The sequence below is a fragment of the Methylophilus sp. Q8 genome (assembly GCF_000800115.1).
Classification (GTDB): domain Bacteria; phylum Pseudomonadota; class Gammaproteobacteria; order Burkholderiales; family Methylophilaceae; genus Methylophilus.
Genome location: NZ_JUHE01000001.1, coordinates 2442107 through 2460005, shown reverse-complemented (window position 1 = coordinate 2460005; position 17899 = coordinate 2442107). Strand labels below are relative to the sequence as shown.

Genomic DNA, 17899 nt, shown 5'->3' with positions numbered 1-17899 from the left:
ACCTAATATCTTTCGGTAGTCAATATAGATGTACTCAAGCCGTTTTGTTTTTAAATATTTTCGACAGGTAACTGTTAAAGGTTTCCCTCAGGAACAGGTAATATGCTGCGAAGTAAATAGTGATACCCAAGCTTGTCAACACCACTAACGCAGCCACATTGTTCCACCACATGCCAAGTGAATGCCAATAAATCGCTCTTAGGGCCACAGACATGATGACGGCAATAGCTAGAGGACGAATACAGGCATCAAGCATCTGTATCGCACTACAGTTAACTAAGCTACCAGCAATTCTCAAGGAAATGAGCCCGGAAATAACACTTGCATAAAAATACCATTCCGCGACACCACTGACGCCGTGTTGTGCGCCTAGCCAAAATGCAAGCAGATGCAAGACAGCATTAAACAAAGATACCCACATGAGTAGTTTTGTTTTGCCTTGCGCCATAAATACGGTTCCCGTTGTGCTGGAGATTGATTGCATAAAGCCTACGGGCGTTAACCATGCCAGAACACTTGAAACTTGCAGCCATTGCTGCCCAAACGCAACCTCAACGAACACTTCCCTGACGGAAAATATGCCTGCCATTAAAGGTGCGGTCAGAAAAGCAATAAAGCCCAATGTTTGCAAATATAATTTCCCCATTTCATCGGGTGCATTCTGCTGACGGCTCATGACTGGGAATAAAGCCCTGGAAGCGGCCCAGGTGATATTCTGCACAGGCAATAGCATCACTCTATAGGCCATTGAATATACCCCTAGAGAAACTGCGCCCAGCAATCGACCAACAACCATGCTGTCGGCGTTTCTAAAAAAATAGGTAATGACCTGAAATGCTGTCATGTGCCCTGTAAATGGCAGAATCGCTTTCAACTCGCCGATTGTTGGTTTGCCTTTTGGGCGCCAGTCTGAAGTGATCCAGATAAGTATGGAGGACAATAACGCCATTAATATGGCTTGTAACACCAGGCTGTAAACCCCTGCACCATTCAGCGCAGCAATAACGGCGACTACCATGGCAATTATCGATGAAGTGAGTTCGATAAAAGCCAGTTTCTTGAATTTAGACTCACGCTCCAGTAGTGCTTGATGCGATATTGATGAACTTGATATCGGGAATACAATTGCAAGCATCAGTAAGATATTGATGAGCTCACTATGTTTAAAGTAGCCCGCAATTAATGGCGAGCAAGCCATAATGATGATCGCAATCAACACACCAACCAATATATTGAACCAAAAAACAGTATTGATGGTGTTGTGTGCCAGGCCTTCTTTTTGAATAATGGCCGCCGATGTTCCCTGATCGCGAAGCAATAATGCAAAATTAGTCACGACCGTTGCCATGGCCATTAAGCCATAATCACTTGGCGGCAGTATCCGTGCAAGGACAAAAATGTTCGCTAGCTGTGAGACTATTCTTGCTGTTTGTGAAACAGCAACCCATTTGACGTTTGAAGCCGCAGACATGCAATCACAATTCTAATTAGTTTGGTAGGAGTAAGCCTGGCGACTGTTCTTCAACTACACTGGAAAATTCCGCAAGGAATTTCTCATGTAATTCATAAGCCTCTTTCGTTTTGGAGTCATCTGCTAATACTGATGAAACACGAACCAGAATGCCATCATCAAGGCGTCTCTTGAACAAGCCATCAGCAATGATTTTTAAACGCATTTGCAGCCCAGAGGTCATAGTGCGGTCACCGACACGAATCCAGTAACTGACTGCCTCAAAATGGTTTTGACCATAGTATAGCTGGCGCTTACCAATCACCGGAGCCGTTGTCTTGATCTGATCAAAAGAGACAATGTCTGTTTTCTGCATTTGATAGCCTTGTGCCGGATAACAGATGTCAGGTTGGTGTATTTTCACATCCTGGCGTTGCTCTTTGGCGTAGGCCAAGGCAACCATCACCTGATTGCCATCCTTGTCAGCATAAGTGCGCATCAGGGTGTCATCATATAGCTGATTAATCAGGCTTTTTTCATCACTGACAACACTTACTTGAGGGGTGGACTGTTGAACCTCGACCCAGCCATTGATCACTCTGGGAATATTTTTCTCAAAGTTACTCTCACTTTTTGCATAGTGTTCATGCGGCTTGAGGAAGCTTGCTACGCCGAGGAACACGATACTGACCAGTAATAGTTGCAACCCTGTGGCAAGTTTCACGTCCGGTAGTTTGAGGTATAAGTCTTTCATCGTAGGCACTAATCTTGGCTCAGCAAGCTATTAAGTTTGAATTTTTCGGCAACTTTTTGAATGAGTGAGTCAATCACAATAATCAAAATCAATGCAGTCAGGAAAAGTACCATGCCTGAGAAATTATGTAAGAAGCCCTGCCCTGCTTCGTCACCCATATGAAAAGTGATTAAAGCGAGCGTGCAAACGCGCAATACGTTTGAGATAAAAGAGATTGGGACGATCAATACTGCGAGCAATACATTACGCCAAAAGGCCTGATGGTTGATCACATTGATATACAACAGACCAATGGCTTCCAAGGTAAACAATGAGTTCAGGCCAGCACAGGCATCAGCCACCAACAGCTTATATTGACCAATTTGCAGGATTACCCCTGAGCGCGCAATGGGGTAATCCAGTGCATACAAGAGATGATCCGCAGCAAAAGAGACGGCAATTTTCATTGGTTGAGTCAGTGTATCAATCACTGACGTGGGCCAAGGAATCAGGAAGACAAAAAAGAACAAGGCAAACCAGTATTTAATGGCTATTTTAGCCCCAAAAATAATGCACAGCAGGCCGCATAGTATAAATACCAACGACAAGATAGAGATGATATAAACACTCTGCGAGTAACCCACGATGTATAAGCTGGCACCGAATATAATAAATGGCCAGCCAACAGTGGGTGCAGGTTTGAATGTTTGCGGCTTTTCCAGGATTTGCCTGGTCTTAAAATAGAAGAACCAGATACCGATAGCCAACACAATTGGTCCATGTGATTGGGTATCAGTATTCCAGACAGTGACGAAAAGGTCATGAAATACTGGCGTAAACAGGATCAAGATTGATAACAATATAGCGATATAGCCATACATTTTCTGATTTGACCCAGCAGGGCTTGTCACTGGTGCAACTGACATGCTAGCCCGCATTCAAAGCAACTTGAACATCAATGCCTAAGCTGCGACAGGCCTCATATGCTTCTTGAGTATCTTTTAGGGTAGTGATGTTTTGCAGTGTCGAAATCAATACGCCACCTACTTTTTTGGCGACAATTTGCGCATCTGACGACTGCAATAGTGGCGAGGTATCGATAATGATCACATCGTAGTGTTCAGCAAAGCTGTTCAGTAAATCATCCAGTGCGTCTTTATTGAGAAGCTCCTGTGGATTAGGAGGCGTTGCACCAGCTGTCAAAATGCTCAAATTCAATAAAGAAGGGATTCTGACTACAACATCTGTTGAAGCTCTGCCTACCAGGATATCAGACAAGCCATGATGGTTATTCAGCTTGAACAACTTATGCTGGGATGGGTCACGCAAGTTGGCATCAATCAACAGTGTACGCTCACCCAGTTGAGAGAATACAACTGCCAGGTTGGACGCCAGTAAATTCGCACCATCTGCTTCTCTGGCTGATGAAACTGCAATCGTTTTAAAGCCGCGTTCAAACCAGCGCAAAATTAATTGCGTGCGTAAAGAGCGCAATGATTCAACTTGTTTCGAGAACGGATCAAATGCTGCAATTAAACCTGTATTAAATGAAGCTTTATCCGGGGTGATATAAGGATAATCAAACTGATAAGACAATGCCTGATTGATATCTTCTATAGAAACAAAACCCAATGCCAAGGCAGCCTCGCCAAAACGCATTGATTTTTCTTTCTGAAACTTAAGAATACGCTCAGCATCTTTCTCAGTAATTTTCCCCATATCAAGCAACAGGTGCCCGATACTGGAAGAAACTGTTTTCAAAGGCGCTTTGTTCTCTGTTTCAATAATATTCATACGCAATCACTTTTTGCCTGATAAGTTGTTTTCTAAAGGGCCAGCTAAAAACTAGACTGGCTTGATGCTGTATTCAAAAACTGGAATTTCACCCAATGCAAGAATGTCGTCCTTGCTACGAATGCGACGATCCAGCATTTCTGCAAGCAGTGCAAACAGACATCCTAACAAAGCACCGATAATCACTGAAAATGGTGCAATCAGCCATAAGCTTGGATTGCTGGGCTCAATTGGAGGTACAGCTGTTTCAAGTACTGAAATATCGCCTTGGTTAGATTGCCCTTCTAGCGCAGTTTGGCTAAAGCGGTTATTCACAGACTCCAGAGCATTCTGGGCACTTTGTACTTCTCTCTCCAGAATCAGCAAGTCTGATCTAGATCTGTTTAGCTCAAGTACTCTCTGTTTTTGCTTTTCCAGTTGCGCCTTAACATCTCCCAAACGTTGAGAGTTGATGTTTGCATTGTTACTCAGGCTAACGACTGTGCGATCAATTTCGGTATTCAATTGGCTTCTAAGTTTATTCACTTCAGCTTCTGAGGCAATGTACATCGGGTGATTCTTGCTGTAGCGCTGCCCCATTTCAGCCAATTTAGACTCAGCAGTAGATAAGTTCATGCGAAGGTTCTGCACAATTGGGTTTTGAACCACATCAGGAGAGTCGCTCATGTTTTTTGTAGCATCATTACGGCGTGAGTTAGCCTCAATAGATTGAGACTGCATCAAACTATATTGTGATGATAAGTCTCTCAACTTTGATGTTTCTACATCATAGGCTTCCTGAATACTGGTCAAGCCATGTTTTTGCTGATATTCAGCCAGCTTGTTTTGTGCTTGTTGCACGTTCTCACGCAAGACCTTGGTTTGCTCAGACAGGTAGTGTGACGCTTTAATGGCTGGATCGATCTTTAGCTTCAGGCTCAAATTAATATAAGACTCAGCGAATGCATTTGCCATGGTTGCTGCAAAAACGGGGTCCACCCCTTTATAGCCGATGCTGATAACACTGCTTTCCTTGGATGGCAAGATGGACAGCTTTTGTTGCAGTAAATCTGCCAGCCATTGATTAATATCAGCCTGTTTGCCCTCAGTTGCTTCGGCAAACTGTTGTTGCAATGATTTAACCTCAGCCAAATGCAATTTTTTGATCACATCCAGAGTCACATTTTTACTTTGGATGATATCGACCTGGGTTGCCATATAACCTGGCATTAATTGCGCAGGCATCGCCATCCCAGTCACAGGGTCTACACCCTTGTAGTTGAGAATGACCGTCGTTGCAGCCTTATAGCTTTTAGGAAACAACAGGCTCACCAAGCTAGCGGTCAGCAAAGTGATGATCGCCACCAGTAAAATCATTTTGTAGCGTGCTTTTAAAACCAGCACTAACTGAGATAAATTCATAGTCAACCTTTAAAATTACAACAGACTTTCTTCAATAAACAATACATCTTCATCTTGCAAAGTCGCGGTAAGATCCGGAGATTGCTTCACAGTAGCGCCTTCAGAATTTTTTCTGTGTAACTTTACTGAACGCTGTGTGCCCCGCACTGTTAAACCACCTGATTTGGCAATAGCCTGCATCACAGTCATGTTTTTATCAATCTTGTACATGCCAGGACGTTGCACTTCACCATACACATATACCTGCGGTGCTTTAGGAACATATACAACGTCACCTGGCAACAACTCTTTATTTAAAGCGTTAGATGGAGACTTAAACAGCTCATCAATATTAATTTCCTGTGTCACTGGTGTACCTGAGCGCACAGAAGTAAAGAACAGTGTTTCACCGGCATTTTCAGTTGCACCGCCTGCCAATGCTACGAAGTCGCTAATTTTACGTGTGCCACCTTGAATACCGTATTTACCAGGGCGCAATACCTGACCAGCGACAGCAACGTCGCGTGTGCTGATATAAATGGTTTCCCCGCCAATTAAGCGTACATCCTGATCGTTTACGTTGCGACGCTCGATCACTTCATTTAAATCGTACTCGCTACGTTTGTCGCCTCGCACTACCGTAATAATCTCAGAGGCATCTGGCACCAATCCACCCGCTTCTGCCAGAATATCTTTCACATCTGTTGGCCTAGTCACTGGGTAACGTCCTGGTTTAGGCACGCCGCCCAGTACAGAAACTGACTTACTCATAAACTCAAGCACCAAGACGGAAACTTGCGGGTTAGCAATATAGCCGCCACGTTTTAATTGCTCGGCAATCCGCTTTTCACTCTCAATGGTCGTTAAACCACCGACTTTGACCTCTCCGATCAGCGGCATGGTCAGTACACCGTCTTCTGAGACTCGAGTTTCCCGCGTCAACTCAGCATCGCCATAGACAACGACTTTGACATAGTCTCCAGCACCTAAGGTATAGTCCGCATGGGCTATTACACTGAATAAGAACAGGAATGTAATAACAAAATAATTTTTTAAATTCATCATAAGTGATAACTCTTTAAGTAGTTAAGTCTATTGTATTACGGTGATCATTCAATAATATTAAATGAGCCTAAAAGTAAACGTTAGTCTAATGATTAACGACTTGCGACTGCTCGTTCAGTTCCGGATCCAACACATCGATCGTTGCCAGGGCCTTTAATCTTGCAATTTCCTGGGCAACAAACTCCTGCTGCTTCTGTTGATTCAACAACCTGCTAGCGAACAGATGCGCGCTTTTTTCTGGCATCGGCTGCTCAACAATATCCTCTATTGATTTTACGATAATGTTGTTATTACTATGTAAAAAAAGTAAGTCGCCTTTTTTCATCGGCTTGATTTTATTCAATACATTGTCTGGCAACCTGTCTGTAAACAGTTGACTGTCTCCAGTTTCAAAGGTGATACCTTTGGTACTTAAAATAGTCTTCAATTCAGCGAGTGTTAATACTTCTTTTTCAACACTAGGCAGATCGAGTAAGGACTGGTCGTTTGCAAAAACAACATCTTGCATCTTAAATACTTTACGGTGCCTGAATTTATCAGGGTGCGACTCAATGTACTGATTGATCTCACTTTCAGAAGCTGGCGACAGCTTTGCTATTTTTTTTGAGAGATACGCTTGAGCATAAATCTTTGCTTTAGCTGACTCAATAGCTTGAATTACCTCAGGCGCTCTTTCCAGGTCAAGTTTGAGCGCCTCTTGCACCAGTAACTGTCGATCAACTAATCCGGCAAATACTTTTTTGGCTACTGCTCGGTCATCTGCATTTTGTTGCGAAGCTTTCAATTCATTTTGCAGAGTATAGGCTGAAATCTCATCGCCATTCACTTTAGCCAATACTGGCGAGTTGATGCTTGAGTTCTGCTGCCCGCTGCAGCCAGTAAGTATTAAAAGACAGAAATTTGTAATTATATTTTTCATTCTGAAACGCTTGATTATTAAAAACCTATCGTAAGGCTTGCAGATTAAAGCTTCAGGTCCAGGTTGACACTGGTGAGCGTATCATCAAAGTCAAACTGCGATAAAGTCGAATTACGGTATGATTTGCCTGTGTTTAAAGAAAGGGAAACGTTTTTAATTGGAGACCATTTTAATGAGCCTCCAAATCCTTTTTCTTTGTCAGTACGCCCAATGGTGCCGAATTGACCGCGGCCATCAAAATCACGATCAGATACCCTGGCATTGACACTAGCTTGTATTTTGTCTGTGACATTGTAGATGAGCTCACTTTTCAGCGTGTCTGTAGATGAGTATGTACTATTCGCCTGCTCAAAAGGATAAACCGTACGCGAGAGATTAAAGTTTGCCATCATTTTACCCGTGATGAACCAGTCGTAATTGACATAACCAATATACGATTGGTAATCGCGTAGTGTTAAGTGGTCGTATTCACGTTGAATATAGGCCAGCTTTGCAGTCAAGCTGCTTTTACCAGAAGCCTTTAACACAGCATCGATTTCGAATTCGGTCTCGTCATAGCCATTGTCAAAGATAGCACTCACCGGTCTGCCACTATATTCACCTCGGCGGTTATGACCTAAAAACGCAAGACTGGAGCCTGAGGGAAATTTATATTTGGCGCCGTAATCAAACGCAAACGCGCTAAAGTCAGCTTGTGCGTTAAATTGTTGGCTGTTGGTAACATCCGTATAAGTGACACCGCCTATGACCGTCCAAACCTGGTGCGGTGAGTACTCCGCCCGAAACCTTTGTATTTTTGAGGTTCTGATGTTTTGAATAGGATTGGCGAAGTCTCTAAAATCGTTCAAGACCTGAGTTTGCTCTGAAGTGATTTTACCTGTCAGATTCGGAGTCAGTGACCACAACCAAGCTGCATTGTAGTTTTTAGCGTCATAGTCAAGAAAGTCTGTACGGTTATATTTAAAATTTGTGTAAGACGCATCTAAAGTAAACCGTTGCAATGAGTAGGTTTTATCAACCCTAAATCCCAACGTCGTAATCGTGATGACATCAGAAATGGCATTGCTACTCTGACGAAAGATGTTGTCATCATATGTCTTATTGAGTGAAGCGTTTAACTGTATCGTATCCAACTCATCAGCTACCACGCAAAAAGGAAATGCACTCAACGTTAGCGCAAGCCAGCACCGAATCGAACGTTTAATCTTTACTTTGGGGGATTGCTTGCAGGATGACATGTATTTTTAAGCAATAGTAAATATGATGTTTGATTTACATTCTAACCTGTAAACATACATTTTTTGCTACCAAAATTTAACTTTTTAGTAGATGCAATGAGAATTGTTAAATCAGCTCAACAGTATACGCAAGCTTTCAAGACGGTTTTATGACATCCAGGCTGCGTTGGCGTTGCCATTCGGCGATTGATGTTAAGCATTAATTTGGTTAAACTCGGACGGTATATAGAAATAAGTAATCTATGAAAAAAACTATCAGACCGCCAATTAGAACAATCTCCGGATTATCTTCGGGGCCTCGAAGCCCTCTTTACTTCATCGAATCCATTGTAGAGCCCCTCGTATTAGTCTTTTTTATGTGGGGCATTTTTATTTATTTCGAAGACAGAATTCCTATCTCTATCTTCTTTACCTCGATATTGCTGTTTTCGGTGACTTTTCCTAGCGGTGCAAAAATTCGCCTGGGATTTTGGAAAATGGTGCGGGATGTCATTTTTCAATGGCTTTTGCTTGCGGGCATGGTGCTTGTATTTGCTCGAATTACGGGCTACATCACGCTGTATACCCCAGAAATTATATACACCTGGTTAATAGGAACGCCGATCGCCCAGATTCTTGCGTTAACGGCGCTAAAAGAACTCTCTCCGTTCTTTATCAGCCTGCAGGGCCCTATCAAAAATGCAGTCATTATCGGCCTCAATGAACAAGGCCTGGCCGTAGCAAATAATTTGCTGGCAGATGAGTATAGCCGGGTTTCCGTATTGGGGTTCTTTGAGGATCGTGCCCCGGAGCGTGCGCCGCAAGACCATGGCTTTGAAATTCTGGGCGCCCTGACGGACATTCCTGCCTATTGCAAGAGCAACCAGATTCATACGATCTACATTGCGCTACCGATGTCTAGCCACCCGCGTATTTTGAAATTGTTGGATGATTTAAAAGACACCACCGCTTCGATCTACTTTGTGCCGGATATTTTCGTCACAGACTTGATTCAAGGCCGTGTGTCTGACGTCAATGGTATTCCGGTAGTGTCGGTATGTGAAACACCTTTTACCGGCGTGGATGGTTTAATTAAACGTACAGCGGATATTTTGTTCTCGCTGTTTGTGTTGATATTGATTTCACCTATCTTGCTGGGGGTCGCCTTAGGGGTGAAACTCACCTCCCCTGGCCCCATTATTTTCAAGCAACGGCGCTATGGTTTGGATGGTGAGGAAATTCTGGTCTATAAGTTCCGTTCAATGACTGTTACGGAAGATGGCGTTACAGTCACTCAGGCAACAAGGAATGACCAGAGAATTACTCCGCTGGGTGCCTTCCTGCGTAAATCATCATTAGATGAGTTGCCGCAGTTTATTAATGTGTTGCAAGGACGCATGAGTGTGGTTGGCCCACGCCCGCATGCCGTGGCGCATAACGAAGAGTACCGCAAGCTGATTAAAGGCTATATGGTGCGTCATAAGGTAAAACCGGGCATTACCGGCTGGGCACAGGTCAATGGCTTCCGTGGCGAAACCGACACGCTGGAAAAGATGGAGCAGCGCGTGCACTATGACCTGGAGTATTTACGCAACTGGAGCCCGCGTCTGGACATGCTGATCGTGGCTAAGACCGCATGGTTAACGATCGTCGGCCAGGATGGCGCTTATTAGTATTTGCCAAGAGGATGTGCAATAAAATAAAAACCGGACAATGTCCGGTTTTTTATGCCTGCGTTTGTTGCTGAATCAGGGTGAGAGCCTCATCCACCCAATCCGTACGCAAGCAATCCAATACCTGTACATCGTCCATGCCACGTAGCCAGGTGAGTTGGCGTTTGGCGAGCTGGCGAGTGGCGTATACGCCATGCTCACCCAAAGTAGGTAAATCGATATCACCATTCAAATATTGCAATGCTTGCCGGTAACCAACGCAGCGCATACTGGGACTATCCACAGTGAGTTGCGGATACTCGAGCAACAACCTTTTTACCTCATCCACAAAGCCATGCTTGAGCATGATCTGAAAGCGTTCGGCAATGCGCTGATGCAAGACACTGCGATCACTTGGCATTAAGGCAAGTTTAAGGATATTGAACGGTAGCGATACTTTTTGCGACTGCGCACGTAAAGCACTCATGGATTTACCGCTGATGCGATAAACCTCTAATGCGCGCTCTATGCGCTGCGAGTCTGTTGTGTGAATCTTGGCGGCAACTGCTGGGTCTATGCTAGCCAATTGCGCATGCATTGCTGGCCAGCCTAAAGCATTCGCCTCCGCTTCAATCTGGGCGCGGATGGCTAAATCAGCTTCAGGCAAATCACTCAGGCCATGTTGCAAGGCATTGAAATACAACATAGTGCCACCGACGAGTACCGGGATACGACCATGAGCAGTCGCTGTATGCATCAGTGCCAGGGCATCTTTGGCAAATTGTGCCGCGGAGTATTGTTCCAGCGGTGAAATAAGGTCAATCAACTGATGCGGCGCCTGGCGCAAGGTCTCGGCGTCGGGTTTAGCAGTGCCGATATCCATGCCACGATACACCAGCGCGGAATCGACACTGATAATTTCAACCGGAAAGTGCTGGGCTAAGGCAATGGTCGCCGCGGTTTTACCGCTAGCGGTGGGACCCATTAAAAAGATTGCCGGTGGTAAACCGGCATGATGATTGGTGCGCATACAGTTGAAACTGGGCTAACGAAAAATAGTGACGCAGAACACTGAAACTAATCGTATTTGACGTAGCTGAAGCGCAGGTCACTCTGTGGCGTACCTTCCAGTGCAGAGCCTGCTTGTAACTGCGGCTGCCATTGCACCACTTCTTCAATTTTGCGTGCCAGTTCGATGTCTTTCATCGTAATGCCTTTGGCGCTATGTGTGCACAGCTTGACGATAACGAAAGCATAGGACACGGTTAAGTCTGGATGATGCCAGGCAGCTTCGGCCAGATGACCAACGGTGTTGACCACCATCAGTGTGCCCTTCCAGCTGTTGGTTTTATATTTACGGCGGATCCAGCCATCCTCATACACCCAATGCGGTAATGATTCAGAAAAATGCTGTTGAATTTCTTGCTCGGTGAGTACCTGATCGGTCATAACGCTCTCCTGACTATAGGCCACTAAAGCGTTACAGTATACCTCAGCTCGCCGTCGAGCTTAAGCGCGGCTTTCGTCCAGTAATGAAAGCATGGCGGTGATCACCGTCAGGTCGGCACTGGTGCCTGGATTAATTTTTTCCTGCTTGAGAGCCTGATCCCATTTCAGTAAATCAGGCATGTAGTGTTTCGGGTTCTCCAGGGCAACAAAGGCCTGGTAATGCGCACTGGCGGCCTGCTGTACTTCTACTGCTCTGGCCTGGCCATATTTTCTGGCGATATGGCTATCTGGTACGCTAGCCAGCCAATATAAATAAACGGCCGTTAATGCCCAGGCAGGCCGCTGCCAGCGCTGGTAACAATCAGTGTAAAGCGGTATCGCAGCCGTAAAAATACTGGCATAGCCATCCGCATACTGGCGTGCCACCATGTCATTCGCGCTGGCTAATTGCATGGCTTGCAGCAAGGTGATTTGCGGCGCCTGTGATACGTCATGCTCGTCGCGCTGCCCCATGCCGGCCGGGCTGACCAGGCGGATGCCCTCATAGACCGAGGCTGCATCGTCCACGGTGGTTTGCTGTAACACTTGCTGCAAACCAGCTGACAGCGATAACTGTGGATATTGCAGGCAAGCTTGCACCACGGGCGCAGCCAGCAAAATAATACCCAAATTGGTATTGCAACCTACTTTGGCGTGGGTCGCCTGCAAAGCGTGCAAGATACGCTGGCCCAGTGTCCGCGTGCCGAATACCTGATCATCACACAATGCTGGCGCAGAGGCTTCGGCGCTATAGATAAAGTCCTGTACCCGCATGCCATGGCCATCGGCAAAAATATGCACATTGCCAGGCTTGAGGGCTTCCAGCTCGGCCAGGCAGGCGTTCAGATAGGCTTGCTGTACGGCTGCACTCATGGCTGGCCTTCTGCCACGTTGGCCAATTGCAGTAAATCATTCACCAATACATCGGCAATCTCAAAATGGGTAATACTTTGCAGGCCGCGCCAGGCTGGAATACTGTTCACTTCGATCACCCATAACTTGCCATGTTTATCGCGCATCACATCTACGCCTGCGTAATCAATGTCTACAGCCTGCGCAGCTTTGACGCCAATGTCAGCCACATCGACCTCATCACATGCGCTGCAGCGTGCACCACGCGCCACGTTATGCAGCCAGCTATCGCCCTGCCGCTTCATGACCGCAATGGGCTCGCCGCGCACTACAAATACGCGGTAATCATGCTGATAAGGACCGCAATCAATCTTCTCTTGCAGGTAATAAACGCCATCGACAAACTGGTCTTGCGGTAGTGCAAACTGCGCACGTGTTTCGATTAAGCGTACGCCCTTGCCTTGCGAACCGAATAGCGGCTTGATCACCAGTGTTTTTCCGGCATCCAGCGCTTGCTGCATAATGCCATGCGCCACGTCACGGTGCTCGCACACCCACGTATTAGGCGTGGCCACGCCCTGCTCAGCCAGCAATTGGCTGGTCAGGCCTTTGTCCACCGTGGTTTCAATGGCACGCGCATGGTTATAAATGGTCATCCCCTGGCGTTGCAAGGTATGCAAAAGGTTCATGCGCGTGATGATTTGCTGCGTAGTACCGGCAGCGACACCACGCACAAATGCCAATGGTGCGGGCTGACTCAAACCGGGAATATGTACAGTGACCTGCTGTTGAACAATACTGATATGGCAACTATCGAGTGACACCATATGTGCATGCCAGCCACGGCGTGCAAATGCCTGTGCGAGACTTTGGCCATGCCAGCCGCCAGCCTGGGCCACTTCGTCAGTGAAAATGGGAATAACTTGCATGATAAAAATGACTGCGTGGGCGAATAACAGCGTTACGCGGTTTTTTAGCTTCGGCGTAACCTAAAGGTTAGCCTGCACTGAAACTGCGTTTTCGAAATCCTCATGTACTCGATGTACATTCCGGTTTCTGCGTTCCGTGCGCCTTGTTCTTCATCCCACTCGTACATTTTAATTAAGAAAATACGTTATAACTACCCACCAAATGATTGATTCAAAAGGTCTTCATTGAATTTTCCGGCAAAGAATGTTTTGCCGGATTTAAGGTTGGTCACGCTTACTTTGGCTGGCGAGAACAACATCGGGTCAATCTGGTAGAAGTCCATGTTCACCGCTTTAAACACGTCGGCAAATGGGCGGCCATAGTCTTTAGAGGATGAAGAAGGTAATTGTTGTGCCAGTTGCTCGGCAGCATCATCATCAGTATTGACGAACAACTGCACAAAACCACCAAACAGAATGGCGTCATTGGTACGGCCCATGCCGACAATAAAGTCTGGCGATGGCGCAGGGATAGGCGCAACGCCATAGCCATCGACAATGGCACTCAAGTCAAAATGCAAGGTATGACATTTGTGCAATGCAACCTCCAGCACGCGCGCGGTCACTTGCAGTGAACCGGCAACGCTGCGTGTGGGCGTCAAAATAAAAGTCAGCTTGTTGGCGGGTAAACCGGTGTCCCTGGCGACTTTTTCAATTACTTGCACTGGCGGCACTTTATCGGTTTCCAGTACTAATACCGTTTGTTCGCCTTTGTCGCTGTAGTTGATATCCTTAAACACCTCTTCGCGCTGGGCAATGGCACGGGCCGGGCCGCTACCGAGTGAGAAAAACTTTTCATGCGACAACGCCCAGCCGGCATATTGACTGCCCAGACAGGCAATCACCGGCTGTTTGGCCGTCACCACGACACTCAGTGGCCAATTGGCAAACTGTGGCACATGACGCAAAGCGACGCTACCTAAGCCACCCATGCAAATTTCGGCAATAATACGGCCAGCTTCCAGCCCGCCCGGCGCCTGAATGCCGGCGTCAACGATGGTCGCGCCGCTTTCATGCGTAGATACCGCACAGCCCAGGGCTGCTGCGTTGGCAATCAGCCCGGCCACCAGCGGCGCACTATATTCTTGTACGCTAATGGATGTTGAATTCGATGTTGTCACAGACATAAGTCCCCCATAATTTTTCTAAACGTGTTTTTTTATCCAGCAAAGCCTGTTGCACTTCGCGGTCTGATTGCCCTTCTGCATAGACACTGCAAATGGGTTGCCCGGCAGTGATATTGCCACCACAAGGCCTGTCTTCCAGCCAGTCTGGAAAGCTTAACTGGCTAACATCTATCGTTTTTCTCGCATACATGATGCAATGATTGGCCGCGTTTGTTTGTTGCGGTAGCGCAGGCACAGCCTCATGCAAGAAACTGGCCATATGCGCTTGTATTAATGGCAGCGCCATATATAAACGCATACTGGCACTCAGCCTTGGATTGACTTCAATGACATGTAATGTGCCTTCATGCCAAATCGCATCAATACTATTGATGCCAACCAAACCTAATGCTGGCACCAGTGCCTGCAATACATAATTTGCGGCTTCATATAGCAACGCATCATGCAAGCGTGTGGCGCCGGCATAAGCGTAACTGCCTGCATGTTGCCTGAGTGCATGCACACCTATCAAGGTGACAGACTGCGCATGCGCTAAAAATAAGATACCTATTGCTTGCCCCGGCTGGAATGCTTGCCAGTAGCCACGCTCAACTTCATTTATCTCGGATTGCCAATGTTTTACATGGCTGCCACCACACTGCCCTGCCTGCTTATATAACCACTGCCCTGCTGCTGGTTGAGTGTCAGCAATTGACGGCGATTGCACACTATGTGCATCGCAACATGCCTTTAGCCATTGCGGGGTTTTCACACGACCAACCGTTGCGGGCAGATTAGCAAGTAAAGCGTAACGGGCAGACAACACACGGTAGCTTGCCAGATTGGCTTCCAATCCCGAGCCTATCAAGACTGCATCGGGCTGAAAAGCATCTAATGCTGCAAACAAACCTGCCATTTCATCGCCAGGCTGCTGTTCGCATAGACCTGGCCATTGATATACCGATTGTGCGGCCTGCCGCGTATCCGCATCTGCAAACGCATCCACGGCGAATACGCTAAATCCTTCTTGTTGCGCCATCTGGCTATAGATGCGCGCACTTTGAGACAAGATTGCCAACCGCAAGAATCACCTTATTCTACGTGCGCACAGGCATATTCATAGGCCTGATGGTAATCAATATGCATCGGGCTTTCGCTTTGCAGCATCTGCTCCAGCAATTTGTTCTGTGTGACATATTTCAGTTGACCAATGGCCAAAGCGCCAAACCCTGCTACTTGCGTACCCTCAATCAGGCCGCCATTAGAGAAGGTATCGACACCCTCAATCCCGGAGGGCGGCACGGCGTTGACATCAGCTACGACTTTCAGCGTTTTGGAATTGGCAAACTGGGCAACTTCCAGCACACGAATGCCTGCTGGTGTGGCACACAACGCAACGGTTGCTTCATTTAAGACGGCAATTTTGGCAGCTTCAGTGCTGCCATCAACTACTTGTAATGTCACGCCATAGCTGGAGGACAATTTATCCACATAGGCTTGCATGCTCTCTACGCCAGCATGCGCCACCATAAATACCGTTGATCCCTGGCGGGCAGCAATCAATGCGGCGGTGGAGCCAACAGTGCCACTGGCACCAAAAATAGCGATTTTTTCTTTGCCCAGGCCGCTGCCAGATTTTTGCAAATAGAAATCAACCTTGGCCAGCATGGCTGCCGCGGTGGTAAATGCACCAGAAGGATCAGAGAATGTGTGACATTCAAATGGCTTAAACATGGCACTACGCGCCTGCTTCTGCATTTCGAGGGCGACCTGGATATCGCGGCCACCAAAGAACAGCGCCTGTTGCTTTAAACCACTCGGACTGCGGGAGAAAATCGCATCTTGCGTCAGCGCAACGATTTCATTCAAGGTCACATCGGTGTAAGAAATAATTTTTTCGTAGCCGGCATCAAACGCCATATTCACATCAAATGGGCTGGCATTTTTTGCGGCTGTAAACAAATGCATAATACTGGTTTTTTTCATTATTCCCCCCGGAACCGTTCGTTAATCAAACCTACAGCCAATATACACACTTCCAGCGCAGTTCAAAATAAAGAGTAGACCGTGAAAATCATAACTTTTCAAAATTATCTTAAAAAGTTTTAATTTGCCACATCTTCTATTATCTTAATACATGCAGGCTGATTCACTGCAGCGGTGACCAGAAAACCCAGTGTGGTCTGCTCTGCATATTCTGTAAGGAGTTGCATTTGCATGGCGACCGCCGCGGCACGCGATGGGAGCAGCACAAAACCGGTCGGCCCCCAGGAGGTTTGCCCGACACCGGCATAGCCCTGCTGCTGCAATGTTTGCAAGATACCGGCAACCGCTTTGCTGGCATAGGCACCGCCTTGTGCTGGCGCAAAGTACTCAGCATTGTAGGCTTGCAGTGCACCGATAAACTGGCTGAACCCGGCAAAGTCTTGCTCGATGAGTGCTGGCAGGCCCTGACTCAATAATTGTTGCTGTATCGCTTGTGTGGCCGCCAATGATTGTGGTGCCAACTGTTTGAATGCGGTTTTCTCGCCTTGTCCGTGCAGGCCATCGCGACTGTTGTCCATAATCAGTAAAAAATGCCAGTCGGATGGAAACGCATGGCGCGCCAGCATTGGTGGCACTATCGTCTGCGCGTTGCGGCCACCATCAACCACCAAACCGCCATGTTCAAACGTGGCGATGCCGATGCCTGAACGGGCGCCACGCTGGTGAATCGCGGCAATCGCGGCGGCCTCTACTGGTCTATCTAATAAACTGTTGGCTGCTGCGCCTAACGCCAGGGCCATTTGTGTGCCTGAGCCCAGGCCGCCATGACGGGGAATCGCCTGTTGAATGGTCACGTTCAGCTCGGCTTGCATTTCGCAGGCAGCTAAATGGCGTTGCAAGATGGCAGAGGCCCATGGATCCAATGCCAGCTGTTGCGGGCCGCCACTAATACTTAATGAAGTTTGAAAGGCATCAATCGCGACGCCGACGCTGCCAAACTGACGTTGAGTCTCTCGACTCAGGTTGAAAAAACCGAGATGTAGGCGACCATAAGTGGTCACACTGACCGTGCGCTCTGCGGGAATTACTGCATTCATGGCGTTTTATTATATTGATGCTAAAAAAAATGAATTGCCACCCTTACGGCGACGTGACATTAAAACATGATTTTGGCATAATGACCGCTATAAAAGTCATTCTGTAATCAGACGATGTCCGGCAAACAGCCTCTATTTATCGAATTCAATCCGTTGCATTCCGCGATAGATTACCACCAGTTTTAAATAATT

General features: G+C 46.8%; 17 protein-coding genes. 1 reads left to right on the top strand and 16 read right to left on the bottom strand.

Going from position 1 to position 17899, the window contains the following annotated elements; all coding sequences use genetic code 11:
• Positions 1-34: 34 nt before the first annotated feature.
• The 8 genes from GQ52_RS11655 to epsL form a co-directional block, all read right to left on the bottom strand.
• Complete coding sequence (locus tag GQ52_RS11655) at positions 35-1471, bottom strand: lipopolysaccharide biosynthesis protein (protein ID WP_047517922.1); 1437 nt, start codon at positions 1469-1471, stop codon at positions 35-37.
• A 16-nt stretch (positions 1472-1487) separates the two neighbouring features.
• On the bottom strand, positions 1488-2174 hold the full coding sequence (locus tag GQ52_RS11650; RefSeq protein WP_235273261.1) for an exosortase C-terminal domain/associated protein EpsI: 687 nt from the start codon (positions 2172-2174) through the stop codon (positions 1488-1490).
• A gap of 38 nt (positions 2175-2212) precedes the next feature.
• A complete protein-coding gene (xrtB, locus tag GQ52_RS11645; RefSeq protein WP_200884057.1) occupies positions 2213-3109 on the bottom strand; it encodes an exosortase B in 897 nt (298 codons plus the stop codon).
• Position 3110: 1 nt separating this feature from the next.
• Positions 3111-3977 (bottom strand): chain length determinant protein tyrosine kinase EpsG, encoded by an 867-nt coding sequence (gene epsG, locus GQ52_RS11640; protein ID WP_047517913.1) that lies wholly within the window; start codon positions 3975-3977, stop codon positions 3111-3113.
• Between the two features lie 51 nt (positions 3978-4028).
• Positions 4029-5378, bottom strand: coding sequence for a chain length determinant protein EpsF (gene epsF / locus GQ52_RS11635; protein ID WP_047517912.1), 1350 nt, complete (start codon positions 5376-5378; stop codon positions 4029-4031).
• A gap of 15 nt (positions 5379-5393) precedes the next feature.
• On the bottom strand, positions 5394-6422 hold the full coding sequence (locus GQ52_RS11630; protein WP_047517909.1) for an SLBB domain-containing protein: 1029 nt from the start codon (positions 6420-6422) through the stop codon (positions 5394-5396).
• 85 nt (positions 6423-6507) lie between these two features.
• Entirely contained in the window at positions 6508-7341 is an 834-nt protein-coding gene (locus GQ52_RS11625) for an EpsD family peptidyl-prolyl cis-trans isomerase (RefSeq protein ID WP_081979353.1), read from the bottom strand.
• Positions 7342-7385: 44 nt separating this feature from the next.
• Positions 7386-8510, bottom strand: coding sequence for an XrtB/PEP-CTERM-associated polysaccharide biosynthesis outer membrane protein EpsL (epsL, locus tag GQ52_RS11620; protein ID WP_235273253.1), 1125 nt, complete (start codon positions 8508-8510; stop codon positions 7386-7388).
• A 425-nt stretch (positions 8511-8935) separates the two neighbouring features.
• Between epsL and GQ52_RS11615 the strand changes: the two genes are divergently transcribed.
• A complete protein-coding gene (locus GQ52_RS11615) occupies positions 8936-10231 on the top strand; it encodes an undecaprenyl-phosphate glucose phosphotransferase (RefSeq protein WP_019882402.1) in 1296 nt (431 codons plus the stop codon).
• A gap of 52 nt (positions 10232-10283) precedes the next feature.
• Here GQ52_RS11615 and miaA read toward each other — a convergent pair whose 3' ends face one another.
• The 8 genes from miaA to GQ52_RS11575 all read right to left on the bottom strand — a co-directional run bounded on the left by miaA (position 10284) and on the right by GQ52_RS11575 (position 17707).
• Positions 10284-11240 carry a tRNA (adenosine(37)-N6)-dimethylallyltransferase MiaA gene (gene miaA / locus GQ52_RS11610; protein ID WP_047517906.1) on the bottom strand — a complete coding sequence of 319 codons (957 nt, stop codon included), beginning with the start codon at positions 11238-11240 and terminating at the stop codon, positions 10284-10286.
• A gap of 47 nt (positions 11241-11287) precedes the next feature.
• The gene (locus GQ52_RS11605) at positions 11288-11659 is read right to left on the bottom strand and encodes a 4a-hydroxytetrahydrobiopterin dehydratase (RefSeq protein WP_024931204.1); all 372 of its coding nucleotides are present in this window, start codon (positions 11657-11659) and stop codon (positions 11288-11290) included.
• A 60-nt stretch (positions 11660-11719) separates the two neighbouring features.
• On the bottom strand, positions 11720-12571 hold the full coding sequence (locus tag GQ52_RS11600; RefSeq protein ID WP_047517903.1) for a triphosphoribosyl-dephospho-CoA synthase: 852 nt from the start codon (positions 12569-12571) through the stop codon (positions 11720-11722).
• Positions 12568-13479, bottom strand: a complete 912-nt coding sequence (locus GQ52_RS11595; protein ID WP_047517901.1) for a RimK family alpha-L-glutamate ligase — start codon at positions 13477-13479, stop codon at positions 12568-12570. Before GQ52_RS11595 ends, GQ52_RS11600 begins: the two co-directional genes overlap by 4 nt.
• 191 nt (positions 13480-13670) lie before the next feature.
• The gene (gene mch, locus GQ52_RS11590) at positions 13671-14645 is read right to left on the bottom strand and encodes a methenyltetrahydromethanopterin cyclohydrolase (protein ID WP_047517899.1); all 975 of its coding nucleotides are present in this window, start codon (positions 14643-14645) and stop codon (positions 13671-13673) included.
• Positions 14611-15708 (bottom strand): ATP-grasp domain-containing protein, encoded by a 1098-nt coding sequence (locus GQ52_RS11585; protein ID WP_235273246.1) that lies wholly within the window; start codon positions 15706-15708, stop codon positions 14611-14613. Before GQ52_RS11585 ends, mch begins: the two co-directional genes overlap by 35 nt.
• 8 nt (positions 15709-15716) lie before the next feature.
• Entirely contained in the window at positions 15717-16610 is an 894-nt protein-coding gene (locus tag GQ52_RS11580; RefSeq protein ID WP_019882412.1) for an NAD(P)-dependent methylenetetrahydromethanopterin dehydrogenase, read from the bottom strand.
• A 119-nt stretch (positions 16611-16729) separates the two neighbouring features.
• Positions 16730-17707 carry a hypothetical protein gene (locus GQ52_RS11575; protein WP_047517895.1) on the bottom strand — a complete coding sequence of 326 codons (978 nt, stop codon included), beginning with the start codon at positions 17705-17707 and terminating at the stop codon, positions 16730-16732.
• Between the last annotated feature and the right edge of the window lie 192 nt (positions 17708-17899).

Bases quoted from the DNA above. Each gene is read 5' to 3' on its own strand.
- GQ52_RS11655 (WP_047517922.1), bottom strand. From the start codon at position 1,471: ATGTCTGCGGCTTCAAACGTCAAATGGGTTGCTGTTTCACAAACAGCA.
- xrtB (WP_200884057.1), bottom strand. From the start codon at position 3,109: ATGTCAGTTGCACCAGTGACAAGCCCTGCTGGGTCAAATCAGAAAATG.
- epsG (WP_047517913.1), bottom strand. From the start codon at position 3,977: ATGAATATTATTGAAACAGAGAACAAAGCGCCTTTGAAAACAGTTTCT.
- epsF (WP_047517912.1), bottom strand. From the start codon at position 5,378: ATGAATTTATCTCAGTTAGTGCTGGTTTTAAAAGCACGCTACAAAATG.
- GQ52_RS11630 (WP_047517909.1), bottom strand. From the start codon at position 6,422: ATGATGAATTTAAAAAATTATTTTGTTATTACATTCCTGTTCTTATTC.
- GQ52_RS11625 (WP_081979353.1), bottom strand. From the start codon at position 7,341: ATGAAAAATATAATTACAAATTTCTGTCTTTTAATACTTACTGGCTGC.
- GQ52_RS11615 (WP_019882402.1), top strand. From the start codon at position 8,936: ATGTGGGGCATTTTTATTTATTTCGAAGACAGAATTCCTATCTCTATC.
- miaA (WP_047517906.1), bottom strand. From the start codon at position 11,240: ATGCGCACCAATCATCATGCCGGTTTACCACCGGCAATCTTTTTAATG.
- GQ52_RS11605 (WP_024931204.1), bottom strand. From the start codon at position 11,659: ATGACCGATCAGGTACTCACCGAGCAAGAAATTCAACAGCATTTTTCT.
- GQ52_RS11600 (WP_047517903.1), bottom strand. From the start codon at position 12,571: ATGAGTGCAGCCGTACAGCAAGCCTATCTGAACGCCTGCCTGGCCGAG.
- GQ52_RS11595 (WP_047517901.1), bottom strand. From the start codon at position 13,479: ATGCAAGTTATTCCCATTTTCACTGACGAAGTGGCCCAGGCTGGCGGC.
- mch (WP_047517899.1), bottom strand. From the start codon at position 14,645: ATGTCTGTGACAACATCGAATTCAACATCCATTAGCGTACAAGAATAT.
- GQ52_RS11580 (WP_019882412.1), bottom strand. From the start codon at position 16,610: ATGAAAAAAACCAGTATTATGCATTTGTTTACAGCCGCAAAAAATGCC.
- GQ52_RS11575 (WP_047517895.1), bottom strand. From the start codon at position 17,707: ATGAATGCAGTAATTCCCGCAGAGCGCACGGTCAGTGTGACCACTTAT.